Raw genomic sequence first — 21,979 nt, forward strand, 5'->3', positions numbered from 1 at the left:
CCGGGCCCATCGCCCGGACGCGGCCGCGCTCGCCGACGCTCTGTTCCGTACCGAACGCGCGCCCCACTGCCTGCACTGGTTCTGATCAGGTCCGGCGGGTGCCGACCGTGAACAGCAGCGACGCCGCGGTCAGCACCACGCCGAACCACACCACGCTGGTGATCCCGGCGTGGTCGGCGAGCAGTCCCGCGAACAACGCGCCCAGAGCGATCGAAGTGTTGTACGCCAAGGTGTTGAGCGACATGGCGGCCTCGAACGTGTCCGGCGCGGACCGCTGCGTCATGGTGAGCTGACTCAGCTGCACCACGCCGTAGGACAGCCCCCAGAGCACGAGCGCGACCAGCGCGACCACCTGCCCGTGGCCGACCGCGAGCAGCAACAACAGCGACGTCACGAGCCCGGCCGCTCCGACCGCGAAACTGACGAGCACGTTCTTCGCCACGAAATGCCCCGCGACGAAGTTCCCCACCGCTCCCCCGGCACCGAAGACGATCAGGCACACCGTGACGAAGGCCGGCGACGCCGACGAAGCGCCTTCCAGGAAGGGACGGATGAAGGTGTAGACGCCGAAGTGCCCGAGCACGAACAGGACGACGGTGATCAGCACCGACTGCAGCCGCGCGTTCACCCGCGGCAGGCCGAAGACCTCGCGGACGGGGACCGCGTTCGCCGACGGCAGGGACGGCACCAGGACGAGCACGGCGAGGAAGACCAGGACGCTGAGCCCGCTCCAGATCAGGAACGTGGACTGCCAGCCGACGAGACGTTCCAGGACGGTACCCAGCGGCATCCCCAGCACGGTGGCGATGGAGATACCGGACATCACGACCGCCGCCGCCCGGTTCGCGTGGCGGCCGGGGACGATCCGCATCGCCATCCCCACCCCGATGGCCCAGAACGCGCCGTTGGCGAAGCCCATGACGAGCCGGGTCGCCAGGACCAGGGGATAACCCGGCGCGAGGGCGGTGATCAGGTTGCCGGCGGTCAGGATCGCGAGCAACGTGGAGAGCAGCACGCGCCGGTTGATCCGTCGCGTCCACGCGACCACGAACGGCACGCCGAGGCCGGCCGAGACGCCGTACAGCGTGACCATCAGGCCTGCGGCGCCCACCGAGATGTCCAGGCTGGAACTCACCGGGGTGAGCAGGCCGACGGGCATCAGTTCGGTGGTGAGGAAGACGAACAGGCTGGCTGTGATGGCGGCGACCCCTGCCCAGCCTTTCAGGGTCGAATGCGCGTTTTCGGTTCGGGTGGCCATTTCTTCTCTCGATTCACGAGCATGACGAAGAAACCCCTGCGGGCACGGCGATTCCGCCCCTGGGGTGCTTCGCGCCAGAAGGATCGACGGCACGCGGGACGACCCCGCGAACCTCTTAGCGCTAAGCTATTCGATGCTTAGCGCTAAGTCAAACGAGTTGGCCCGTCAGTCGTCGAGAGCGACATCTCCCAGTGACCGCAACAGGTTTCGCAGCAAAACGGCCAGTTCGTCCCGCTCCTCGGGGCTGACCGCGCTCAGGAGCCGGTGCTCGGTGTCGACGTGATCGGGCAGGGCACGGTCGATGAGCTCGCGCCCCTGCTCGGTGAGGTCGACCAGCACGCGGCGGCCGTTCGTCTCGTCAGGCGCGCGGACCACCAGACCGCGCTCTTCGAGCCGGTCGAGCCGCTGGGTGATCGCACCGGAGGTGACCATCGCCGATCGCATCAGGTCGGCGGGGGTCAGCGTGCCGGCCCGGCGCAGGGTCGCCAGGACGTCGAACGACGACCGGTCGAGGTCGTGGCGGGCGAACGTCTTGCGCAGCTCGCCCTCCATGACCCGGGTCAGCCTGGTCAGCCGCCCGATGACCCCCATCGGGGAGACGTCCAGGTCGGGACGGGCTTCGGCCCACTGGCGCAGAATGTGATCGACGTGATCCGGCACGACGGGAGGTTACCCCGCCTCACGAGCGACGGCGTAGGTGAGCAAAAGCGCGCCCGAAGCGAACCTCCGGTCGCCGACGAGCGTGAGCGCAGTCTTCGCGTACTCACCGTCGAAAAGCCGCGTCCCGCCGCCGAGGAACACCGGGTTCACCACGAGCCGCACTTCGTCGAGCAGCCCGAGCCTGGCGGTGGACGTCGCGGCTCCTCCCCCGGCGAAGAGCGCGATGTCGCCTTCGAGACCGGCGAGCGCCGAGGCGTCTTCGAGCACGTGAGAGTTGTGCCAGTCCGTGGCCTGAAGCGTGCGCGACAGGACGTACTTCGGCAACTCGTGCATCCGGCGCCGCTGCGTGGCCGAGACCTCGTCCCCGGCGGTCGGCCAATAGCCGGCGAGTTCCTCGTAGGCCTTGCGGCCGAAGACCATGCCGTCGATCGATTCCAGCAGTTCGTCGATATGCCCCTGGAATTCGTCGTCGGCGAACCGCCAGTCGATGTCTCCCGCGGCGTCGGCGATGTAGCCGTCGAGCGAAACGTTGACGTGCAGGAAGAGATGCCCCATGGGAACTCAAGCTACACTTCTTGAACGCACTGTCAAGAAGTCGTACGATGCCACCATGCCACGCACGGGAAGGCCGCGATCCTTCGACGAGGACCAGGTGATCGGAGGAGCGCTCGACGTCTTCTGGCGGCGGGGCTACGCGGCCACGTCGATGCGCGATCTGAAGGAGGAGCTCGGCATCCTGCCGGGAAGTCTGTACGCCGCGTATGGCGACAAGCACACACTCTTCCTGCGCGCACTGGAACGCTACGCGGGCGGCGCCGCGAACCAGGCGGACGCGCTCGCCGAAGGACCGATTCTCACGCATCTGCGCGAACTTCTGCTCAGCGTTCTGGAGGCGGCACGGGAAACCCCGGGGCGCGGATGCCTGCTGGGCAACACCGCCGCCGAACTGCTTCCCACCGACGAAGCCGCCGGGAAGATCGTCCACAGTGGATTCGAAGCGCTGGAAACCGGTATCGCGCAGGGCCTCGAAGCCGCACAACGTTCCGGAGAGGTCCGCGCGGACGTCGACTGTGCGGCACAGGCACGGCTTCTGCTCGTCGTCATGCAGGGCCTGCACGTGGTGGCCAGGGCGGAGCCGGATCCGCGCCGGCTCACCGACGCGGTCGACGCCGCCTTGGCGCCCTTGACCGCGAAGTGACCCCTGGGCACACCGGCGCCGGTGTGCCCAGGGGCCGGATCACTCCTCGAAGCCTTCGCCGCCACCGTCGAAGGCGTCCTCCATGACCTCGCCGAGGATCATGCCGCCGACCACGCCCGCCGCGGCACCGGCGACCACGCCGCCCATCCCCGGCCCACGCCTGCCGTGGTGCCCGTGGTGGTCGTATTCGTGGCCGTAGTGCTCCTGGTGCCCGCCGAACATGGCGTGCCCGCCGCCGGACTCGGCGACCTTGGCCAGCCAGCCGTCGATGGCCGCCGCCCAGTCGGTGCGCAGGGCCTCCTCGTGCGAAACGTGGAAACGGCCGAAGGAATCGCCGCCGGAGCGGAACATGCCACCGCGCCGATCGGCCTCCAGTACCACCACGAGGTCGTCCGGGCTCGCGACGAAGGTCAGCTCCACCTGGCTGACGCGGCCCGCGTACCGCGACGGCGGGAAGAACTCGATCTCCTGGAAGAACCCGAGCTCCTGCCGGACACCGTGCAGCCGACCGGCTTCGACGTCGGCGCTGCGGAACGAGAAGCCCAGCTCGCCGAACGCCTCCAGCACCCGGTCCTGCGATTCCAGCGGCCCCACCAGCACCGGGTCGAGGTCTCCCTTGTCCGGCGCGCCGGCGATGACGAGTTCGGTCCGCACGCCGACGACCATGCCCGGCAGTTCGCGCCCGCCGACCGCGCTGATCGGCGTCTCCCACGGCAAGGCGATCCGGAACGGCACCGCGGTCAGCTGCCCCGCCGTCACCTTCACCTTGCTGCCCGCGCTGACCCGCAAGAACTCCGCGGTTCCGGCGCGCTCGTGATCGCCATGTTCGACCTCGACCCGGGTGACCAGCGAAAGCAGGATCTCCTCGATCTGGGCGTCGCTCGAACCGCCCTGGATGCGGACCTGGCCGGTGATCACCTCGCCGGGAACGGCGTGCGGTGAGTCGAGCACGGTGTCGACGGACGGACCGCCGACCCCGAAGGCACTGAGCATCCGTTTGAACATCAGGGATTTCCTCCGCTGGGTACTGGAACAAGGGGGTACCGGAACACTTCGACTACTACCGAGATCCGTCGCGGCACGCCAGGTAAACCGGGTTAAAACCCCCTAAACGGGCGCGACGTCACTACCTTCTCAGATCGGCCTGGCGGACGTCGTGCAGGTGGATGACGACGTCGTAGGACCGCCCGAGCGAGACGGCCGCGAGATCGACGGGGAACTGCGTGCCGATGGTGCGCGTGGGCCGGGCGGTGTCCAGCCAGGCGCGCGCGGACGGCGGCGCGGTGCGCATGTCCAGGTAGAAGTCCTCGAACCGGACCTGATCGAGGCTGTGCTCGTTCGAGCCGGACGGCGCGGCTGGAACGGAGAAGCGCTTCCAGTCGCCCTCCAGGGCCTTGTCCTTGGACAGGAAGGAACCCCGATCGAAGGTGAACCCGATCGGCAGGTAATCCCGGCCCAGCGTTTCGCGCAGGAAGGCGCCCTGGGTCTTCGGGTACATCGCGGGGCTGTCGCTCTCGTAGGAGACGTGGCCGTTGTGCGCGGAGAGCAGGATCCTGTGCCCGGTCCGCCGCTGCCACCAGGCGACGTTCTCCGCCATCGCCCGGTCGCGCAGGATCTGCGCGGCGGGCAGGCCCTTCGGATCCGAGAGGTCGACGGCGAGGAACCTGACCGTCTGCGCGACGAACTTGGCGTGCTGCTCGGCCCAGTCCCGGGCGCCCGCACCGGGCAGGCCCTTGATCAGCTCGTAAGCCCGCTCCGCCTGCGTGGCGAGCCGCAGCCGCTCGTCGAGCGGCTTGCGCAGGTAGGCGAACGCGTCGTCGATCGGGCGCAGACCGGTGTAGAGCCGGTTCAGCCGGGGGAGGTCCGCCGGATGATGCTGCCGCACGTAGTCGGTGATCCTGGCGAAGAACGCGTCGTTCACCGATGGCGCGCCGAGATCGTCACCGACGAAGTGCACGGTGCGGCCGGGGTGCGCGCGGTTGTACTCGCGCATCCACCGGATGAGGCTCACGAACTCCTCACGGTCCCACGGGGAACCGGCCAGCGTCCGCTTCGCGAGCTCCCGGACGTCACCCTCGCCGCCCTGGATGTACTCGTCGATCTCCAGGCCCGCGGACCAGCTCAGCTCCAGCGCGAAGGCCCGGAAGCCCCTTTCCTCGACGAGATAGCGGAACACCCGCTCCTTCATGGTGAAGAACTCGTGCGAGCCGTGGGTCGCCTCGCCGAGGCCGACCACCTTCGCGGCGCCGATCATCCCGCCCAGCGCCCGCAGGTCGGCGGTGTTCCGGCCTGGTTCGGTCGAGCGCAGTGGATGCGCCGCGCGGTCCAGCGAGCGCACCGGGGCCGGGCCTTCGTCCGCGAAAGCCGGGCCCGCCACAGGAGCGAGCAGCGCTCCGGCCACCACCGCGGCGGCCACTCCCCGTCTCCCCCACCGTTTCCGGCGCTGTGTCATAACGTCCACCCCTTCGCTCCGATGTCGAAGACGATCATCGGCCGCGGACCGGGGGCGGCGCATTGAAGCAAAGCTCCTACTTGGGGTGAGGAAAACCCCACCCTCCGAGGAAGCGGGTGGACCCCACCGCCGGGGTGTGGGACCCGGCGGCGGGAGTCCACCCGCGTTTATCTCCCTCCGCAGCGGCTGTCCGTCACTCCGCGCGCCACAACGCGGGTGTGGACGGCGGCTCCCAGCCAGGCTGGGCGGTGTGCGCCTGCAAGCACACGTAACCGCGACCGCTGTAGGTGACCCGGGCGCCCGCGGAATAGCCGGTTCCCGCCGCCCAGGTCGTCCCGCCGGGCGGGTTGGAGGTCGACGTCGTCGGCGTCGTACTGGTCGGCCGCGAGGTCGATGTCGGCGTCTGCGGCACGTTCAGCACGAAGTCGAACGCGGCCTGCTTGCCGGGAGGCTGATCGCGGACGGTCATCAGCAGTCGCGGGTCGAAGATCGAGTCGGTGTTGTTGCGCGGCTCGTTGGGGAAATAGAGCTGCGTGGTCAGCACCGGCCTGCCGGGCGCCTGGACCTTGACGTGGATGTGCCGCGTACGGCCAGGGTACAGGCCGGGCACGATCGTGCTCAGCGAGAACGCGCCCTGGTCGTTGGTGAACTGGTGACCGCGGAAGGTGTACCCCACGTTGTCGTAGGCGCCGTTGACGTCCGCCTGCCAGAAGTCCAGCAGCGCCCGCGCGATCGGAAGACACCCGAGACCGAAGACGTAGCCGGACACGGTGAGCCTGGTGCCCTGCGTGTTCGGCGTGACGAGCGACGTCCGCTGCGGCGAATTCGGCTTGAAGTAAGGGCCTTCGGTCTGCGGCGGGGTCGGGTCGTCACCGTCGTCGCAGGCGGGGGTCAGCTCGGGTGCCTGGCCGTTCGCGACGGTGGTGCGCGCGAGGGCGGGGCCGCCGATCAACGCGACCGGAGCCGCCACACCCGCGGCGATCGCGGCCTTCAGCACGGTCTTCCGGCTGAGTTTGCTTTCTTCGTCCATACCTGCTCCTCGTGGGGGCTTCGGGAATCACCCTCGACGGTATGGAGAAGATCAGCCGCGGACGATGGACTGAGGTGGTCAGTCGTGGTGAATCTCCGGGGGCGCGTCGCCGGTCCGGCGGTAATCGCCGGGGCTCAACCCCGTTTCCCGCCGGAAGAAGCGGCAGAAATAGGCGGGATCCGCGAATCCGACCCGGCTGGCGACCTGACGCACGGTCAGATCCGTGCCGCGCAGGAATCGTTTCGCCTCTCTCGTCCTCGCCTCACGCATCAGTTGTGCCGCCGTCCGGCCGGTCGCCGTTTTCACCGCGTCGGTGAGATATCCGGGCGTGACCCCGATCCGCTCCGCGAGCGCGCCGACCGACCAGAGCCCCAGATCGGGCCTGCCGAGCAGCCGGGCGAATTCCGTGCCCACCGCCTGCGCCCTGGCCGGCGGGCGCGGATCCGCCAATCCCGGAAGGCGCCCCGCCCGCACGATCAGCACGTGCATCAGTGCCCGCAGCACCGAATCGGTGCCCTGGCCGCCACAACGGAATTCCTCGTCCAGTTCGGCGACCATCCGGGCCGTCTCCTCGGCCGCGCGCTCGTCGAGCCGCCACGGCTGCTGGCTGAGCCTTCGCAGGGTTTCCCGATCCGACGGATGTTCGAGCAGGAAATCGTCGGTGAACAACACGACGAATCCGCTGAGCTCGCGGGCATCCCAATGATGCACCTGCCCCGGTGTTATGACCGCGAGTTGCGGCGGCGCCAATTCCCAGCGGGTGAAATCGATGACGTGGTCGCCGGTACCGCCGGTGACATGGACGATTTCGTAGAAAGTGTGCCGATGCGGGAACGCCGCCCGCGACATCGGCCCGATCGTGTCGAATGTGCCGACCGTGAACGGCAGGGCGTCCGGCGCGCGGACCTCCAGCCGATGCAGTGGCAATTCCCCCGCCTTCGGTTCGAGGCAAGGCGTCCTCGGCAACACCGTCGTTCCGCGCATGGACCGGTCCCTTTCACCACACTGGGAATAAAAAGTCTAGACCAATAGCGGGTGCACTGACTGCCGACGGAAGTCGCTTGTCGCCGCCGGGGTACAGTCGGGATCATCGACGCACGTCCGAAGGGTCACCACGCGATGTTCCCCACCAAGTCGCGCGGTCGGACCTGGTGGCCGGTCGGCGCGTTCGCCGCACTGGCGCTGGCCTGCGCCGTGGCCTGGGCGACGACGGGCGCTTCCCACAGCGACCTCGAGATCTACCGCTTCGGCGTCGACACCCTGTGGAACGGCGGCGACCTCTACGGCGCGTTGCCGCTTTCCGACGCGGGAATCCCCCTGCTGTTCATCTATCCACCGTTCGCCGCGCTGGTGCTCACCCCGCTGGCGCTGGTGTCGTGGAACGGCGCGGTGCTGTTGTTGTTCGCGCTCAGCCTGGCCGCGCTGGGGATCACCTTCTACGGGATCGCCCGCACGCTGTGGCCGTCCGGAGACCGGCGGAAGGCACTGCTCGTCGCCTCGCTGGCGATCACGCCGGCACTGTTCCTCGAGCCGGTCCGCCAGACGCTCGGCTTCGGTCAGATCAATCTGGTGCTGATGGGTCTCGTCGCGGCGGACTGCCTGCTGGCCAGGGGCCGCTACCGGGGCATCGGTGTCGGTCTCGCGGCCGCGATCAAGCTGACACCCATGGCGTTCCTGCTGTTCTTCCTGGTACGCAAGGATTTCCGTGGCGCGCTGACCGCGATGGGCACGTTCGTGGCCGCCTCCGCCGTCGCGTTCGCGGTCGCCCCGGAGGCTTCCGCGCGGTATTGGTTCGGCGGCTTCGCCGGGGCGTCCGGGATCAGCGGCACCTCGTTCCACACCAACCAGACCCTGCAGGCCGTACTGGCCCGGTTCGGCGTCGACGGCGCCGCGAAGCCGCTCTGGATCGCCCTCACCGGCGTTCTGCTGGTTCTGGTGGCATTGACCATGTACCGCTCGGCCGCCGTGCCGGCGCTGCTGCTGAACGCGACCTTCGCGCTGCTCGTCTCGCCGACGTCGTGGTCACACCATTGGGTGTGGATCGCCCCGGCGCTGTTCACCACTGCCGCCTACGTGGCGCTCAGACGCCGGGCGATGCTTTGGCTCGCCGTCACCGGAGCAGGCGCCACGATCTTCGTCGCTGCACCGTTCCGGTATTTCCCCGCCTTCGACCGGCCGGGCCAGACGTGGACGACCGCCCAGCAGTGGCTGGGGAACTGCTACGTCGTCGCGGGTCTGGTCTTCCTCGTCGTCGCGGCCGTTCTCGCGCTGCGGAAAGGACCACGATGCTCGACCTGAGCGGCACGACGGCCCTCGTCACCGGAGCCAGCGGCGGCATCGGCCACGGCATCGCCCTGCGCTTCGCCGAAGCGGGCAGCGCCGTCGCCGTGCACTACCACCGCGATGAAACCTCCGCGCACGCCGTCGTCGAGCGGATCCAGGAGGCGGGCGGCGCCGCCAAGGCGTTCTCCGCGGACCTCACCGACGACGGCGAATGCCGGCGTCTCGTGGCCGCCGCCGCGGCCTGGACCGGGCGGCTGGACACGTTGGTCAACAACGCCGCCGTGCAGCCGATCGAACCCTTGCCGGAGATGTCGGCCCAGAACTGGCGTGCCGTCCTCGACGCGAACCTCACCAGCGCGTTCTCGTGCACGCAGGCCGCCGCCGAGGTGATGGACGGCGGCAGCGTCATTCACATCGCCTCGATCGAGGCGGCCCATCCCGCGCCGGGGCACGCGCACTACAGCAGCGCGAAGGCCGCCCTGGTCATGCACGCCCGCGCGGCCGCGCTCGAATACGGGCCGCGAGGCCTGCGCGTCAACGCCGTCTCCCCCGGCTTGATCGAGCGCCCCGGCCTCGGCGACGACTGGCCGGAGGGCGTCCACCGCTGGGAACAGGCCGCACCCCTTGGCAGGCTCGGCACCCCCGGCGACGTCGCGAACGCCTGCCTGTTCCTCGCCTCGCCGCTCGCGGCATGGGTCACCGGGCACAACCTGACCGTGGACGGCGGCGTCTCGGCGCGTCCCACGTGGTGATCGGGGATTCGGCTCGCTTGCTTCGCGTTCTTTAGTGGCAATTCGGCGTGGTGGCTCGTGTTGAGTGGTCGCCGTGGCTCGGTTTTGTGCTTCAGCACTGACACGTGATCTTGCCGGGCCTTGCTTCGCGTTCTTTAAGCCGCTTCGCGCCCTTAAGAACAGCTCGCTTCCTTCGGACTCTTCGCGTTCTTTAAGCCGCTTCGCGCCCGTAAGAACGCTTCGCCGCCTATTTCCATGCATTTTTCTCTGTTGGGCCATTTGGGCTAGCGCAGGTGTTCGATTCGGAGTAATGTCGGTGTCGTGGCCAGCAACGATGCACCCCAGGGGACGTCCACCGAGTGGTGGCGCGTCGACACCGCGACGCTGCACGCCCGCAAACAAGAACTCGAAATCCTGAAGCGCCGGGCGGATGCCGAACAGAACGCGATCCTGGCGGAAATCAATTCCCGTGGGGTGCGTGGGTGCAGTGGTCANCAGCGAATGGAAAGTCCAGATCGCCCAAGACGGACTCCCCGAATTCACCCCACCCACCTACCTCGACCCCACCGGGACACCGAGACGGAACACCATGCACCTCAGGACATAGGCCGAACCTTGAAACCTCCGAAACCGAGTCGACCCGGCAACGCCCGGGCCGCGACATCGGCCTGCGCGGCTTCGAAGCCGGACCACGTGGCTCCGTCTCACCGGCCAGACCACCCGGAGACAACCGGCCACTACCTCTCGTAACCGCCACCATCCAGAACCCCACCCTCGGGACCGACCACTGGAACCGATGCCGTCCAGAACCGCTCCACGACCGGAAACGCCCTCCGTAACCACCGCCATCAGCACCGGCCACCGGAACCCCGTTGCCTCCAGAACCGTCCCGCCGGGACCGACCACCGGAACCCGCACGCCGAAAACACCCGCCCCAGAACGCAGCCTTCCGGAGCCGCAACCTCCCAGAACCGCGGAGGACCACAGCGGCATCAAGGCATCCCCCGACATCACCGGCTCCGGATCTCGGCCCCACGCTTCAGATTCGTCACCAGCGCCGTCGACTTTCCCGTGACAGCGGCCGCGAGCGGCCGTTCGAGCCCGGGGAGGTGTGCCACGTGAAGGAAGAACCGGCGCGCCTGGAGCAGGAAGCGGTTCGCGGGCAGGAACCATCGCGCGCCGCGGCGGGCGACCTGTTGCTTTTCGGTCACCACCGGGCGGACCAGTTCTTCATACGTCGCGAGCGCGGACTCGATCGAGGGTGACCGGGTGAGCTGTTCGGCCAGCACGAACGCGCCCGCGATCCCCAGCGAAGCGCCCTGTCCGGCGAGAAGGGAGACGGCATAACAGGAATCGCCGACGAGCACGACCCGGCCGCGGCTCCATGACGGCATCTCGATCTGCGCGACCTGGTCGTAGTACACCTCGCCGGAGGGCGGACACAGAGCGAGCGCTTGGGGCACCGCCCAGCCCAGTGAACCGTATGTCGTGCGCAGGGCCGCTCGTGCGTCGTCCGGCAGGGCCGGCTCCGTGGTGCGGTGCACGGCGAACGCCGCGAGCTTGCCGTCGCGGAGACCATAGAAACCCATCTGCATCCCGATGGTGTCTGTGAGACAGAACCGCTCCCCCACCCGCGCACGGATCTCCTCGTCCTCGAAAACGAAGGCCGCCGTATGAAACCCGAGATGACGCAAGAACCGGCTCTCCTCGCCGAAGACCAGCCGACGCACGGTCGAATGGATCCCGTCTGCCCCGACCAGCAGATCGGCTTCGAGCGTCTCACCGTCCGCCGACGTGACCCGCACCCGGTCGCCGAGATCCTCGACGCCCGTGACACCGGCACCGAACCGGACGTCCACTGTGGACGGGAGCCCGGCGCGCAGGACCCGTTCCAGATCGGGCCGCATGATGCTGCAGAGCCTGCCGCCCACCGATTTGGCGAACTGGACGTAGTCGATGGAGGCGCGGCGGCGGCCGCGCTCGTCCAGCAGGCTCGCCTCGTCCACCTGGTACGCCACGTCTTCGACCTGAGGCAGCAGGCCCATCTCCTCGACGGCGTCGAAGCCGGGGCCGAAGAAGTCGATCATGTAGCCCTGCTCCCGCGGCCCCTCGGCCCGTTCCAGCACCACGACCTCGACGTCCAGCGCCGCGAGCCGGTGCGCCAACGCCAGGCCGGTGATCCCGGCCCCGCAGATCGCCACCTTCATGGGGTTCCTCCCTTTCGGTTCAGTCGACCAGCCGGCGCAGGACGGCCGGAGAGACGTCGCCCGACTCCGGCCCGAGCGCCCGATGGAGCAGAAGCCCGTCCACCGCCGCGAAAAGGACCGCGGCCGTGTCCTCGGCGTCGACCACCCCCCGCTGCGCCAGCCAGCCACCGAGCCGGGTGCGCAGGTCGGCGAGCAGCTCGCGGATACCTTGGCGCAGCGTGTCGTCGCGGGTCGCGGCGAGGTAGGACTCGGCGAACAGCAACGACATCGGGTCGGTGCCGGAGTACCCGCCGACCGACGCCAGCAGCGCGTCCACCGCGTCCGCGGGCGTTTCGACGGTTTCCAGTGCCGGCTCGAAAGCGAGGGCGACCTCGCGCATCGCCCCCAGCACGGCCTCGATCAACAAGGCCTGCAGCGAAGGGAAGTGATAGTGCACGACGCTCGGCGTGACACCCGCGCGTTCGGCCAGGATCCGGGTGCTGACCGCGGACCAGCCGAGCTCGGGCACGAGGGCGACGGCCGCTTCGAGCAACCGTCGCCGGACGAGCTGACCGCGCGCCGCGGCCGGGGATCCTGCCACCGGTTCATCTCCTAGGGCGTTCGTCCTGTACGACTGCCCTGATCGTATGCCCGGATCCGGCCGCGGCGCAAACGCCGGTGGTCAGATCGCCTTGAGAAGCTCCACCACGCGGTCCGCGGTCGCGACGCTGGACTGCGGGTTCTGCCCGGTGACGAGGTTTCCGTCGACGACGACCTCGCTCGACCAGGCGGCCGCCGGAGTGACGATCGCACCCTGCTCCCGAAGCCGGGTCTCGACGAAGAAGGGACTCTTGTCGCCAAGCCCGCCCTGCCGTTCCTCTTCGTCGCTGAACGACGTCATCGAGCGGCCGGCGAAAGTGAACGAGCCGTCTTCGCCGCGCGCGCTGAGCAAGGCGGCGAGTCCGTGGCAGAGGGCGGCGATGGTCTTGCCGCGCGCATCGGCGTCGTTCAGGAGGGCACCGAGATCACGGTCGCCCACCAGGTCGGTCATCGGACCGTGCCCGCCCGGCAGGTAGAAGGCGTCGTAGGCGTCGGCCGAGACGTCGGAAAGCTTGAGCGGCGCCGAAAGATCGAGTCCCTTGAGGTATTCCGCGAACTTCGCGCCCTCGGCCGGGTCGACGCCGCCGCGTTCGTCGAGGCTGATGGGATCGACGGTCGGCCGAAGCCCGGACGGCGTCGCGATCTCGACCTGGTGCCCCGCCGCGGCGAGCACCCGATGCGATTCGGCGACCTCTTCGGCCCAGAACCCGGTCGGGTGGTCGGTGCCGTCGGTGAGCCGCACGTGGTCGGCGGCCGAGACGATCATGAGGATCCGCGCCATGACTGTTCCTTTCGTTTCTCCGGGGCGGTGTGCCCCACTGCCGGCTTCAACGAGGTCTTCGCCGCGCGTACTCCGCGGAGGCGGCTACGATCCATAAGATTTCTTATGGAAGGTGACTTGCATGCCCAACTTGGATCGGCTGGCGACCTTCCTGGCCATCTACCGTCAGGGCTCGCTCTCCGCGGCCGCCGAGGAACTCGGCCTGACCCAGCCCGCCGTCACCGGGCAGCTGCTCAGACTCGAGGAGGAGCTCGGCGAGCGGTTGTTCGTCCGGTCGCGCCAGGGCGCGGCGCCGACCGCCCGCGCGGCCGAACTCGCGGCCAGGATCGGCACCCGCATCGACGAACTACGGGGCGCGCTGACGGCCGGCGACGACGACGTCCAGTACCGCGAAACGGTGGCGCTGGGCGGTGCCAGCGACGGCATGGCGACGAGGTTCTTGCCCGCGCTCGCCCCGCTGACCGAACGCGGGCTGCGCGTCACCGTCACCCTCGGGCTCGCCGACGAGCTCCTGTCCGCGCTCGAGGCCGCGCGCTTGGACCTCGTCGTCTCGTCGGTCCGCCCACGGCAGCGCGGTATCACCGCGATTCCGCTGATCGACGAGGAATTCGTCCTCGTCGCGGCTCCGGCCCTCGCGCGGAGCGTCGATCCCGCGCTGCTCGAGACCGACCCGGTACCCGCGCTGGCGCATCTGCCGCTGATCGCCTACGCCGACGATCTGCCGATCATCCGCCGCTACTGGCGCAGCGAATTCGGGCGGCGGCCGCCGAACCGCGTCGCGATGGTCGTCCCCGACCTGCGCGCGATCCTCGCGGTCGTCGTCGCGGGCGCCGGGGTGAGCGTGCTGCCGCGCTACATCGCCGCGGCCGCGCTCGAAGCGGGCTCGGTGTCGATCGTGCACACCCCGGTGGTGCCACCGCTGAACACGATCTATCTCGCGCACCGGTCGGGGACGGCGCGGCCCGTGGTGACCCTCATCCGGGACAGGCTGCTGGAACGCGCCCGCACCTGGGGTTCGCTCTGAATTCCCGGTGCGGCAAAAATGACCTCTTTTCGCGGCGGGATCGTCGCGAGGCTGGCTCCTCCGAACCCGTTTCCTGGAGGACTCATGGTCTCGAAACCCCGCCTCGCACTGGGAATGCTCATCTTGGCCGCCTTGGCGGGCGGGCTGCTCGCGTTGCTCATCTCGCTCGACGTCGGCGCCTTCTGGGCCAAGACGCTGCCGCTCGTCTTCCTGGCAGGCGGGGCGGCGTTCGCTCAATCCCTCGGCCTGTTCAACAAGGCGCCGAAGGATTAGGGACCGGTCCCCGCACCCGCCGTTAGCGTGCTGGCCGTGACCGAGCTGGGTGCCTACGTCGAACGCTTCGAGACGAATTGCCGCAGGCGCGCGCTCCGGGGTGTGGCCGCGATCGTGATCGGCACGCCGATCGCGGTCCTCGGTGTCGTCGTGTTCGTGCTGGGGCAGGAGGCCGGGGTCTCCGGTGGGGAGATGGTCATCGGCCTCGTCATCGGCTGCGGGCTGGGGCTGGGGCTGGCGATGATGGGCGCCTGGGCCTGCTGGCACGCCATCAGCAAGCGGGGCGAGATCTTCACCTTGTACGAACAGGGATTCGTGCACACCTGGCGGAAATCGACCACCGTCGTGCCGTGGAGCAAGGTGGAGGTGGCCGTCGACCACGCCAAGACGAACGCCCTCGCCAAGGCGTTCGGCGGCGACGTCGGCTGTCTCGTCAAACTCACCGACGGCCGGAAGATCCTCATCAACGGGTTCACCGAAGGCGCCGCTTTGCTGGCACGCAACATCTTCGAGGCCGTCGGGCGGCGTCCCGGCTGAACGCCGGGTCAGACGCGCTGTGGCGCGAAAGTCCGCCGGTAGTCCTGCGGGGCAACGCCGACGACCTTGTGGAAATGGTGCCGCAGCAAGGCTCCCGAACCGAAGCCGCAGCGGCGCGCGACCTCGTCGATGCTCATCGTCGTCTCCTCCAGCAGCGACCGCGCGTGCAGGACCCGTTGTGTCGAAAGCCATCGGTGCGGTGTGGTGCCCGTCTCCGCGACGAACTTGCGCGCGAAGGTGCGCTCGGACATCCGGGCCCGGCGGGCGAGATCGGCGACCGGATGGTCGTGCGCGATGTTCTCGAGCATCCAGGTGAGCACCGGCTGAAGGCTGTCCCCGGTGCACTCCGGGATCGGCACCTCGACGAACTGGCGCTGCCCGCCTTCCCGTTGCGGCGGCACCACCATGCGCCGGGCGATCACGGTGGCCGCGGCGGAACCGAGTTCGCGCCGGACCAGATGCAGGCACGCGTCGATGCCGGCGGCCGTTCCCGCGCTGGTGACGATGTCGCCGTCATCGACGAACAGCACGTCCGGGTCCAGCTGGGCCTGCGGGAACCGCTTCCGGAACGCCGCGCTGTGGCGCCAGTGGTTCGTGCACCGCCGCCCGTCGAGCAAGCCCGCGGCGCCCAGCACGAACGCGCCGGTGCAGACCGAAAGCAAGGTGGCGCCACGCTCCGAAGCCGCCCGGAGCGCGTCGAGTACCGCGGGCGGATATTCGTCGCGGACGTCGCACGCGGGGACGACGACCAGATCCGCGTCCTCCGTCGCTTCGAGACCGTGTTCCGGGGTCACCTTGACGCCGTGCCCGAGGCTGAGCGGTTCTCCCGCCCGCTCCCCGCACACGCGGAAGTCGAGCAGTGGCACTCCGTCATCGGTGCGGTCGTAGCCGAACACCTCGCAGACGACACCGAACTCGAAGGCGGCGAAATCGTCGAGCAGCACCACGGCGACGCTTTTCAGCATGACCGGAGCATAGCTGGCAGGATTTTGCCGCACAACGACAGAACTGCCACTTCTGGCAGGATGTCGAGCGGCGCAAACTTACTGCCATGACCGCAATCATCGTCACCCTCGCCCTGATCGCCCTCGTCGCCTACCTCTTGGAGCGCAACCACACGCGCCAGGGCCGCCCGGACTCCGCCGGTGGAGACCCGCTCGGCAGGCCCTTCTGGAGGGGTGGCGCCACGATCTGAGGACACCGGGCCACGAAGCCCGGTGTCACGAGCGCCACGTTCCCCGCCGAGAGCGCCGACCGGACCCGCATCCGCCGAGGTCAAGCCCGTAATCACAGCTTTAAACCACTTCGCCCGTATTTTCTGCCGGTTACCAGTTTTCTGGTTAGGGTGCAGTGGTGCAAACGGGTTAACATCGGGCGGAAGGAGCGCGCGCCGCAGTCGGCGCGTCACTGAACATGAGTTCGCAGGACGGTAAACAAGCGGAAGAAGAGGTCGTCGCGGAGACCGCGACCGACCTTGCCCACGCACCGGACACGACGGGTCCGGGCCACCCGCCCGATGAGCACGTCCCCCTCGACCTCGCCGCCGAACGACCCGCGGAGACCGACAAGACCGTTTTCGGTGTGGCGGCGGTGCTCGCGCTCGCGATCATCGTCTGGGGCGTGCTGGCCCCGGAAAACCTCGCGAGTGTCGCGTCGACCCTGTTGAACGACGCCGTGATCCCTTACGGCGGTTGGGCTTTCGTGCTGACCGCGAGCGGTTTCGTGCTCTTCGCGGTCTGTTTGGCCATAAGCCGCTACGGCCGGATCCCGCTCGGCGGGGACAAGGAACTGCCCGAATTCCGGACGTCGTCATGGATCGCGATGATGTTCAGCGCCGGCATGGGCATCGGACTGATGTTCTTCGGGGTGTACGAACCGGTCTCCCACCTCGCGAGCCCGCCCCCGGGCACCGCGGCCCCGAACTCCGACGAAGCCGTCCACACCGCGATGGCGACGACGTTGTTCCACTGGACCGTGCACCCGTGGGCGATCTACGCCGTAGTCGGTCTCGCGATCGCCTACAGCACCTTCCGCAAGGGCCGCAGCCAGCTGATCAGCTCGGTGTTCGCGCCGCTGATCGGCAAGCGGCGCACCGAAGGCCCGCTGGGCAAGGCGATCGACATCATGGCGATCTTCGCCACGCTGTTCGGTTCCGCCGCTTCCCTCGGCCTCGGCGCGCTCCAGGTCGGCGGCGGCATGGGCGCCGTCGGCTGGATCGACGACCCCGGCAAGGGCCTGCTGGTCGCGATCATCGCGATCCTCACCATCGCGTTCATCGCTTCGGCGGTTTCCGGTGTGGCCAAGGGCATCCAGTGGCTGTCCAACATCAACATGGTGCTCGCGGCGGTACTCGCGGTGTTCGTGCTGGTGGTCGGGCCGACCGTGCTGATCCTCAACATCGTGCCGGGCGCCATCGGCGACTACTTCCGCGAGCTGGCGGAGATGTCCGGCCGCACCGGGATGACCGGTGGCGCGGAGATGCAGACCTGGCTCGGCGGCTGGACGGTCTTCTACTGGGCGTGGTGGATCTCGTGGACGCCCTTCGTCGGCATGTTCATCGCGCGGATCTCGCGCGGCCGCACGATCCGGCAGTTCATCTTCGGTGTCATCGCGATCCCGAGCATCGTGAGCCTGATCTGGTTCGCGATCTTCGGTGGCGCAGCGATCAGCAGGCAGCGAGCGGGGACGGACATCGCGGGCGCGGGCAGTGCCCAGTCGGCGACGTTCGAACTGCTCGAGACCCTGCCGTGGTTCATCCCGATCGCGATCCTGGTGATGATCCTGGTGTCCATCTTCTTCGTCTCCGGTGCGGACGCGGCGTCGGTGGTGATGGGCACCCTGTCCCAGCGCGGAAGCGTGCATCCGAAGAAGACCGTCGTGATCTTCTGGGGCGTGCTGATGGGTGCGGTCGCGGCGGTGATGCTGCTCGTCGGCGGGGACAAGGCGCTGACCGGTCTGCAGAACCTCACGATCCTGATCGCGGTGCCGTTCGTGTTCGTGATGGTCGGGTTGTGCGTCTCGGTCTGGAAGGACCTGCGCAACGACCCGCTGATGAAGCAGGAAGACGCGATGATGCTGTCGCTGAAGGAGCTGCACGAGGAACGCACGAACGGCCACGGCCGCCGTCGCATCCTCGGGCGGGCGAAGCAGCGCACCTGATCCCGTGAGTACATGAAGGCCCCCATCCTTGCGCCCAGGTGCAGGATGGGGGCCTTCATGTACTTCAGGCGCGCCCGATGGCGACGAACGCGCACAACGCGAGGTAACCGAGATCCAGCAGCGCGACCAGTGGCTCGCGGCGACGCAGGCGAACGACCACGGCACCCGCCATCACCAGCGCCAGCCCGAGGGCGGCCAGCGGCACGAGTTCCGGCGCGATGTCCAGCACGGCCGGGAGGATCAGGCCGGCCGCGCCCAGGATCTCGACGATCCCGATGAACTTCACGGTGCCAGGGGTGACATCCAGCACCCAGCCCGCGGCCGAGCCCACCCCCGCGATCGTTTCCCTTCGCAGGAACAGTTTCCCGACGCCGGACACGACGTACATGACGGCCAGCAGCCAGGCGACGATCCACAGCGCGGTGTCCATCAATGCCCCGCGTACTGGCCCGGCGTGTAGTCACCCGCCGGCTGCCGGGTGATGACGTTCAGCCGGTTGAAGGCGTTGATGAGGGCGATTTGGGTCACCAGCGCGACGAGCTGCTCGTCGTCGTAGTGCTTGGCGGCGGCCGCCCACGCTTCGTCGGTGACGCCGCTGCCGTCGGCGAGGCGGCAGCCCTGCTCGGTGAGTTCCAGTGCGGCGCGTTCGGCCTCGGTGAAGACCGTCGCCTCGCGCCAGCACGCGATCAGGTTCAGCCGGGTCGTGGTCTCCCCCGCGTGCGCCGCGTCCTTGGTGTGCATGTCGAGGCAGCCCGAGCAGCCGTTGATCTGGCTGGCCCGGATGTTCACCAATTCCCTTGTCGCCAAAGGAAGTTCGCTGCCGTCGAGGACTTTCGCGGCCGAAACGAGGTGCTTCACCAGCTTCGGCGCGAGGGTGGTCTTGAGGTAATCGATCCTTGCCTGCATGGGATTTCTCCTTCTCGTCGGTCTTTCACTTACTCCGACGAGGAGGACTCCCGAGAGGTAACACCCATGGCCGCGAGGCGACGCGGGTCACTCACGGAATCGATTTCGACGATGCGGCCGTCGACGATGGTGCAGGACATCACACCCAGCAGCTTGCCGGTCCTGCTCCACGAAACGATGCCCGGTTTGCCGTTGACCAGCGCGGGACGCGTGGTGACGACGGCGCGCGCCCCGCGCTGGACCCGCGTGGCCACCTCGGCCGCACCGAGCCGCACGACCTCGCCGTGCCGGCTCTGCGAGCGCCACGTCACGTCTGGGTCGAGCATCTCGACCAATCCTTCGAAGTCTCCTTCGCGCGCGGCGGCGAGGAACGCCTTGACGACCGCGTGCTGCCGGGGCTCGTCGGCGGGACGCCTTCCCTGCACCTTGCGGCGGGCGCGGCTGGCGAGCATCTTGGCCGCGTCCGCGGATTTGCCGAGGATCTCGCCGACCTCGGCGAACGGGACCGCGAACAGATCGTGCAACACGAAGGCCAGCCGCTCGGCCGGGCCGAGGGCGTCGAGCACCACGACCAGCGCCACCCCGACCGATTCGGCGAGCAGCGCGTCCTCTTCCGGCGAATCCTCCAGCACCAGCAGCTCGGGCGGCTCGTCGTAGGAGTCCTCGGGGCGCGTCTTGCGGGAGCGCAGGACGTCGATGCAGACGCGGCCGACGACGGTGGTCAGCCAGCCGGAGAGGTTGTCGATCGTGTCGGCGTCCTGGCGGGCCAGCCGCAGCCAGGCCTCCTGGACGGCGTCCTCGGCGTCCGCGCGCGAGCCGAGCATCCGCTGCGCCACGGCCACCAGACGCCCGCGCTGCTCCTCGAACGCGCTGGCCAGGGCTTCGCCGGTCATGTCGATACCTTTCTCGCGCCGAACCCGTCATGGACATGACGAGCGCGACGCGAGAAAGGTAACCGACTTCGCTCAGACGTCCCGGATCGGCGTCTTCACGACCTTCTTCATCCCGGGGTTCGACGTCTTCGGCTTCTTCGTCTTGCCGGGCTCGGGCTCGGGTTCGGCGGTCGTGCCGCCGATACCGGAGTCGATCGCCGCCGTGACGATCAGTTCACGCTCGTAGGACGAGATGACCTCGCCGTCGAGGAGTTCCTGCGTCACGGCCCGCACGTAGGTCACGAACTGCACGTTCGACGAGTAGTCCGACTCGTCGTCGATCACGTCGTTGATCGTGCAGCCGTTACCGGTGTCGCGGTTCTCGACCTGGCTGTCCGCCGTGCCGAGGATCACCGTGTCCCGGACGTCGGAGTCCGGGCAGGCGTCCGGTCCCGGCGGCGCGGCGACGATGGTGAACGCGCCGCCCTGTTCCGCCGAGACGTTGCCCGCCTTGTCCGACGCGCGGTAGGTCAGCGTGTGCGTGCCCAGCTCGGTCACCTTCACCGGCGCGGTGTAGACCGTCCAGGCCCCACCGTCCAGTTTGTACTCGATCTTGTCCACACCGGACCCGGTGTCCGTCGCGGTCAGGTTGATGGTCGCGTCTTCGATGTACGACCAGCTTCCGTCCAGATCACCGCTCACCACCACCGAAACGGCGGGCGCGGTGCTGTCGTCACCTTCGACGATGGTGAACGTCGCCGTGCCTTCCGCCGAGACGTTGCCCGCCTTGTCGGTGGCGCGGTACTTCACCGTGTGCGCGCCGACGACGGTGAGCGCGAGCGGCGCCGAGTACGTCAGCCACGGGCCGCCGTCCAGCTGGTACTCGACCTTGCCGACCCCCGAACCGGCGTCGGTCGCCGTGAGGGTCACGGTCGCCTTGCCGACGTAGTTCCCGGCGGTGTCCTTGGTGCCGGTCACCTCGGAGGTCACGGTCGGCGCTGTGGTGTCACCGCTGACGATGGTGAAATGCGCCATGCCCTCCGGCGAGACGTTGCCCGCCTTGTCCGACGCGCGATAGTGCACCATGTGCATGCCGGGCGAGGTGACCGCGACCGGAGCGGTGTACGCGGTCCACGCGCCTTCATCCACTTTGTACTCGACCTTGTCGACGCCGGAGCCGGTGTCGGTCGCGGTGAGCTTCACGGTGGCGGTGTCGAGGTAGTTGCCCGCGGTGTCCTTGGTGCCGGTCACCTCGGAGGTCACCGTCGGCGGTGTCGTGTCACCGGGCTGCCCGGTGACGACGGTGAACGACGACATCCCTTCCGGCGAAACGTTTCCGGCCTTGTCGGTAGCGCGGTAGTGGACCATGTGCGCACCGGCGGCGGTGACCGCCACGGGTGCCGTGTACGCCGTCCAGGCACCACCGTCGAGCTGGTACTCGACCTTGTCCACACCGGACTGGCTGTCCGACGCGGACAGGTTCACCGTCGCGGAACCGACGTAGTTCCCGGCGGTGTCCTTGGTGCCGGTCACGTTCGCGGTCACCGTCGGCGGCGTGGTGTCCGGGGTCGGCTCGCCGGTGACGACGAACTCGCCCATCATCTTGGTGTGGCCCTGGATCGTGCAGTAGTAGCGGTACTTGCCAGGGGTCAGCGTCACCGTGGCCTGGTGCACGCCGTTCTTGTCGTCGTAGGGGTTGGCGAGGATGTTGAGGTTGACGTCGTGGTTGTAGCCCGCGGTCGACGTGTCGAACGTCAGCGTGTGCGACATCGTCGAGCCGAGCTCTTCGGTGTTCTTGAAGACGATCGTGGTCTCACCGGCCACCGCGGTCGACGGCGCGCTGAGGTAGTGGTCGGTGCTGTCGCCCGCGGTCCATTCCAGGGTCTGGACGGGGGCGGCGGAGGCGGGAGCGGACGAGCCCGGTAACACCAGGCCCGCCAGCGCGAGTGTCGCGGCCACGAGCGCCACGACGAGGGTTCTTGGGGACATCGCAGGGAAACCTTCCGTACAAGGGAGACCGGCCGGGCAC

General features: G+C 68.6%; 23 protein-coding genes. 8 read left to right on the forward strand and 15 right to left on the reverse strand.

Features of this window, described 5'->3' with window-relative positions:
* Nucleotides 1-85 precede the first annotated feature (85 nt).
* The 3 genes from ACXIZN_RS26155 to ACXIZN_RS26165 all read right to left on the reverse strand — a co-directional run bounded on the left by ACXIZN_RS26155 (nucleotide 86) and on the right by ACXIZN_RS26165 (nucleotide 2,473).
* Complete coding sequence (locus ACXIZN_RS26155; protein WP_457957467.1) at nucleotides 86-1,258, reverse strand: MFS transporter; 1,173 nt, start codon at nucleotides 1,256-1,258, stop codon at nucleotides 86-88.
* A 165-nt stretch (nucleotides 1,259-1,423) separates the two neighbouring features.
* A complete protein-coding gene (locus tag ACXIZN_RS26160; protein ID WP_126733919.1) occupies nucleotides 1,424-1,918 on the reverse strand; it encodes a MarR family winged helix-turn-helix transcriptional regulator in 495 nt (164 codons plus the stop codon).
* A gap of 9 nt (nucleotides 1,919-1,927) precedes the next feature.
* The gene (locus tag ACXIZN_RS26165; protein WP_457957469.1) at nucleotides 1,928-2,473 is read right to left on the reverse strand and encodes a dihydrofolate reductase family protein; all 546 of its coding nucleotides are present in this window, start codon (nucleotides 2,471-2,473) and stop codon (nucleotides 1,928-1,930) included.
* Between the two features lie 55 nt (nucleotides 2,474-2,528).
* Between ACXIZN_RS26165 and ACXIZN_RS26170 the strand changes: the two genes are divergently transcribed.
* Nucleotides 2,529-3,116 carry a TetR/AcrR family transcriptional regulator gene (locus ACXIZN_RS26170; RefSeq protein ID WP_457957471.1) on the forward strand — a complete coding sequence of 196 codons (588 nt, stop codon included), beginning with the start codon at nucleotides 2,529-2,531 and terminating at the stop codon, nucleotides 3,114-3,116.
* A 39-nt stretch (nucleotides 3,117-3,155) separates the two neighbouring features.
* Here ACXIZN_RS26170 and ACXIZN_RS26175 read toward each other — a convergent pair whose 3' ends face one another.
* From ACXIZN_RS26175 to ACXIZN_RS26190, 4 genes are all read right to left on the reverse strand, one after another.
* Nucleotides 3,156-4,121: a sporulation protein gene (locus ACXIZN_RS26175; protein ID WP_457957473.1), complete on the reverse strand. Its 966-nt coding sequence runs from the start codon at nucleotides 4,119-4,121 to the stop codon at nucleotides 3,156-3,158.
* 121 nt (nucleotides 4,122-4,242) lie between these two features.
* The gene (locus tag ACXIZN_RS26180) at nucleotides 4,243-5,532 is read right to left on the reverse strand and encodes an erythromycin esterase family protein (RefSeq protein ID WP_457957475.1); all 1,290 of its coding nucleotides are present in this window, start codon (nucleotides 5,530-5,532) and stop codon (nucleotides 4,243-4,245) included.
* A gap of 229 nt (nucleotides 5,533-5,761) precedes the next feature.
* Nucleotides 5,762-6,598, reverse strand: coding sequence for a dioxygenase family protein (locus ACXIZN_RS26185; RefSeq protein WP_457957477.1), 837 nt, complete (start codon nucleotides 6,596-6,598; stop codon nucleotides 5,762-5,764).
* A gap of 78 nt (nucleotides 6,599-6,676) precedes the next feature.
* A complete protein-coding gene (locus tag ACXIZN_RS26190; RefSeq protein WP_126733924.1) occupies nucleotides 6,677-7,582 on the reverse strand; it encodes a helix-turn-helix transcriptional regulator in 906 nt (301 codons plus the stop codon).
* A gap of 135 nt (nucleotides 7,583-7,717) precedes the next feature.
* Between ACXIZN_RS26190 and ACXIZN_RS26195 the strand changes: the two genes are divergently transcribed.
* Both ACXIZN_RS26195 and ACXIZN_RS26200 read left to right on the forward strand, forming a co-directional pair.
* Nucleotides 7,718-8,896 carry a glycosyltransferase 87 family protein gene (locus ACXIZN_RS26195; protein WP_457957479.1) on the forward strand — a complete coding sequence of 393 codons (1,179 nt, stop codon included), beginning with the start codon at nucleotides 7,718-7,720 and terminating at the stop codon, nucleotides 8,894-8,896.
* The gene (locus ACXIZN_RS26200) at nucleotides 8,884-9,633 is read left to right on the forward strand and encodes an SDR family NAD(P)-dependent oxidoreductase (protein WP_457957481.1); all 750 of its coding nucleotides are present in this window, start codon (nucleotides 8,884-8,886) and stop codon (nucleotides 9,631-9,633) included. The genes ACXIZN_RS26195 and ACXIZN_RS26200 overlap by 13 nt, the downstream gene beginning before the upstream one ends.
* Before the next feature lie 989 nt (nucleotides 9,634-10,622).
* On the opposite strand, the gene ACXIZN_RS26205 is transcribed toward ACXIZN_RS26200, so the two are convergent.
* The 3 genes from ACXIZN_RS26205 to ACXIZN_RS26215 all read right to left on the reverse strand — a co-directional run bounded on the left by ACXIZN_RS26205 (nucleotide 10,623) and on the right by ACXIZN_RS26215 (nucleotide 13,179).
* Nucleotides 10,623-11,819: an FAD-dependent monooxygenase gene (locus ACXIZN_RS26205; protein ID WP_457957483.1), complete on the reverse strand. Its 1,197-nt coding sequence runs from the start codon at nucleotides 11,817-11,819 to the stop codon at nucleotides 10,623-10,625.
* Nucleotides 11,820-11,838: 19 nt separating this feature from the next.
* Nucleotides 11,839-12,399: a TetR/AcrR family transcriptional regulator gene (locus tag ACXIZN_RS26210; protein WP_457957485.1), complete on the reverse strand. Its 561-nt coding sequence runs from the start codon at nucleotides 12,397-12,399 to the stop codon at nucleotides 11,839-11,841.
* Nucleotides 12,400-12,480: 81 nt separating this feature from the next.
* Nucleotides 12,481-13,179, reverse strand: coding sequence for a type 1 glutamine amidotransferase domain-containing protein (locus ACXIZN_RS26215; RefSeq protein ID WP_457957486.1), 699 nt, complete (start codon nucleotides 13,177-13,179; stop codon nucleotides 12,481-12,483).
* Nucleotides 13,180-13,300: 121 nt separating this feature from the next.
* Here ACXIZN_RS26215 and ACXIZN_RS26220 point away from each other — a divergent pair, with 121 nt between their 5' ends.
* The 3 genes from ACXIZN_RS26220 to ACXIZN_RS26230 all read left to right on the forward strand — a co-directional run bounded on the left by ACXIZN_RS26220 (nucleotide 13,301) and on the right by ACXIZN_RS26230 (nucleotide 15,013).
* The gene (locus ACXIZN_RS26220; protein ID WP_457957488.1) at nucleotides 13,301-14,203 is read left to right on the forward strand and encodes a LysR family transcriptional regulator; all 903 of its coding nucleotides are present in this window, start codon (nucleotides 13,301-13,303) and stop codon (nucleotides 14,201-14,203) included.
* Nucleotides 14,204-14,287: 84 nt separating this feature from the next.
* The gene (locus tag ACXIZN_RS26225; protein ID WP_126733931.1) at nucleotides 14,288-14,476 is read left to right on the forward strand and encodes a hypothetical protein; all 189 of its coding nucleotides are present in this window, start codon (nucleotides 14,288-14,290) and stop codon (nucleotides 14,474-14,476) included.
* A 36-nt stretch (nucleotides 14,477-14,512) separates the two neighbouring features.
* Complete coding sequence (locus tag ACXIZN_RS26230) at nucleotides 14,513-15,013, forward strand: hypothetical protein (RefSeq protein ID WP_457957490.1); 501 nt, start codon at nucleotides 14,513-14,515, stop codon at nucleotides 15,011-15,013.
* Between the two features lie 8 nt (nucleotides 15,014-15,021).
* On the opposite strand, the gene ACXIZN_RS26235 is transcribed toward ACXIZN_RS26230, so the two are convergent.
* Nucleotides 15,022-15,978 (reverse strand): GlxA family transcriptional regulator, encoded by a 957-nt coding sequence (locus ACXIZN_RS26235; protein WP_457957491.1) that lies wholly within the window; start codon nucleotides 15,976-15,978, stop codon nucleotides 15,022-15,024.
* A gap of 86 nt (nucleotides 15,979-16,064) precedes the next feature.
* On the opposite strand from ACXIZN_RS26235, the gene ACXIZN_RS26240 reads away from it, so the two are divergent.
* A complete protein-coding gene (locus tag ACXIZN_RS26240) occupies nucleotides 16,065-16,208 on the forward strand; it encodes a hypothetical protein (protein WP_457957493.1) in 144 nt (47 codons plus the stop codon).
* A gap of 218 nt (nucleotides 16,209-16,426) precedes the next feature.
* A complete protein-coding gene (locus tag ACXIZN_RS26245; RefSeq protein WP_457957494.1) occupies nucleotides 16,427-18,172 on the forward strand; it encodes a BCCT family transporter in 1,746 nt (581 codons plus the stop codon).
* A 64-nt stretch (nucleotides 18,173-18,236) separates the two neighbouring features.
* Here ACXIZN_RS26245 and ACXIZN_RS26250 read toward each other — a convergent pair whose 3' ends face one another.
* The 4 genes from ACXIZN_RS26250 to ACXIZN_RS26265 form a co-directional block, all read right to left on the reverse strand.
* A complete protein-coding gene (locus ACXIZN_RS26250; RefSeq protein ID WP_457957497.1) occupies nucleotides 18,237-18,602 on the reverse strand; it encodes a DoxX family protein in 366 nt (121 codons plus the stop codon).
* A complete protein-coding gene (locus ACXIZN_RS26255; RefSeq protein WP_457957498.1) occupies nucleotides 18,602-19,078 on the reverse strand; it encodes a carboxymuconolactone decarboxylase family protein in 477 nt (158 codons plus the stop codon). The genes ACXIZN_RS26250 and ACXIZN_RS26255 overlap by 1 nt, the downstream gene beginning before the upstream one ends.
* 29 nt (nucleotides 19,079-19,107) lie before the next feature.
* Nucleotides 19,108-19,971 carry a sigma-70 family RNA polymerase sigma factor gene (locus ACXIZN_RS26260; protein WP_457957499.1) on the reverse strand — a complete coding sequence of 288 codons (864 nt, stop codon included), beginning with the start codon at nucleotides 19,969-19,971 and terminating at the stop codon, nucleotides 19,108-19,110.
* 72 nt (nucleotides 19,972-20,043) lie between these two features.
* On the reverse strand, nucleotides 20,044-21,939 hold the full coding sequence (locus ACXIZN_RS26265) for an OmpL47-type beta-barrel domain-containing protein (protein WP_457957501.1): 1,896 nt from the start codon (nucleotides 21,937-21,939) through the stop codon (nucleotides 20,044-20,046).
* Between the last annotated feature and the right edge of the window lie 40 nt (nucleotides 21,940-21,979).

The sequence above is a fragment of the Amycolatopsis sp. TRM77291 genome (assembly GCF_054166285.1).

What these genes read in the sequence shown, in the direction of transcription:
- ACXIZN_RS26155 (WP_457957467.1), bottom strand. Translation starts at nt 1,258, where the DNA reads ATGGCCACCCGAACCGAAAACGCGCATTCGACCCTGAAAGGCTGGGCA.
- ACXIZN_RS26165 (WP_457957469.1), bottom strand. Translation starts at nt 2,473, where the DNA reads ATGGGGCATCTCTTCCTGCACGTCAACGTTTCGCTCGACGGCTACATC.
- ACXIZN_RS26170 (WP_457957471.1), top strand. Translation starts at nt 2,529, where the DNA reads ATGCCACGCACGGGAAGGCCGCGATCCTTCGACGAGGACCAGGTGATC.
- ACXIZN_RS26175 (WP_457957473.1), bottom strand. Translation starts at nt 4,121, where the DNA reads ATGTTCAAACGGATGCTCAGTGCCTTCGGGGTCGGCGGTCCGTCCGTC.
- ACXIZN_RS26185 (WP_457957477.1), bottom strand. Translation starts at nt 6,598, where the DNA reads ATGGACGAAGAAAGCAAACTCAGCCGGAAGACCGTGCTGAAGGCCGCG.
- ACXIZN_RS26190 (WP_126733924.1), bottom strand. Translation starts at nt 7,582, where the DNA reads ATGCGCGGAACGACGGTGTTGCCGAGGACGCCTTGCCTCGAACCGAAG.
- ACXIZN_RS26195 (WP_457957479.1), top strand. Translation starts at nt 7,718, where the DNA reads ATGTTCCCCACCAAGTCGCGCGGTCGGACCTGGTGGCCGGTCGGCGCG.
- ACXIZN_RS26200 (WP_457957481.1), top strand. Translation starts at nt 8,884, where the DNA reads ATGCTCGACCTGAGCGGCACGACGGCCCTCGTCACCGGAGCCAGCGGC.
- ACXIZN_RS26205 (WP_457957483.1), bottom strand. Translation starts at nt 11,819, where the DNA reads ATGAAGGTGGCGATCTGCGGGGCCGGGATCACCGGCCTGGCGTTGGCG.
- ACXIZN_RS26215 (WP_457957486.1), bottom strand. Translation starts at nt 13,179, where the DNA reads ATGGCGCGGATCCTCATGATCGTCTCGGCCGCCGACCACGTGCGGCTC.
- ACXIZN_RS26220 (WP_457957488.1), top strand. Translation starts at nt 13,301, where the DNA reads ATGCCCAACTTGGATCGGCTGGCGACCTTCCTGGCCATCTACCGTCAG.
- ACXIZN_RS26225 (WP_126733931.1), top strand. Translation starts at nt 14,288, where the DNA reads ATGGTCTCGAAACCCCGCCTCGCACTGGGAATGCTCATCTTGGCCGCC.
- ACXIZN_RS26235 (WP_457957491.1), bottom strand. Translation starts at nt 15,978, where the DNA reads ATGCTGAAAAGCGTCGCCGTGGTGCTGCTCGACGATTTCGCCGCCTTC.
- ACXIZN_RS26240 (WP_457957493.1), top strand. Translation starts at nt 16,065, where the DNA reads ATGACCGCAATCATCGTCACCCTCGCCCTGATCGCCCTCGTCGCCTAC.
- ACXIZN_RS26245 (WP_457957494.1), top strand. Translation starts at nt 16,427, where the DNA reads ATGAGTTCGCAGGACGGTAAACAAGCGGAAGAAGAGGTCGTCGCGGAG.
- ACXIZN_RS26250 (WP_457957497.1), bottom strand. Translation starts at nt 18,602, where the DNA reads ATGGACACCGCGCTGTGGATCGTCGCCTGGCTGCTGGCCGTCATGTAC.
- ACXIZN_RS26255 (WP_457957498.1), bottom strand. Translation starts at nt 19,078, where the DNA reads ATGCAGGCAAGGATCGATTACCTCAAGACCACCCTCGCGCCGAAGCTG.
- ACXIZN_RS26260 (WP_457957499.1), bottom strand. Translation starts at nt 19,971, where the DNA reads ATGACCGGCGAAGCCCTGGCCAGCGCGTTCGAGGAGCAGCGCGGGCGT.
- ACXIZN_RS26265 (WP_457957501.1), bottom strand. Translation starts at nt 21,939, where the DNA reads ATGTCCCCAAGAACCCTCGTCGTGGCGCTCGTGGCCGCGACACTCGCG.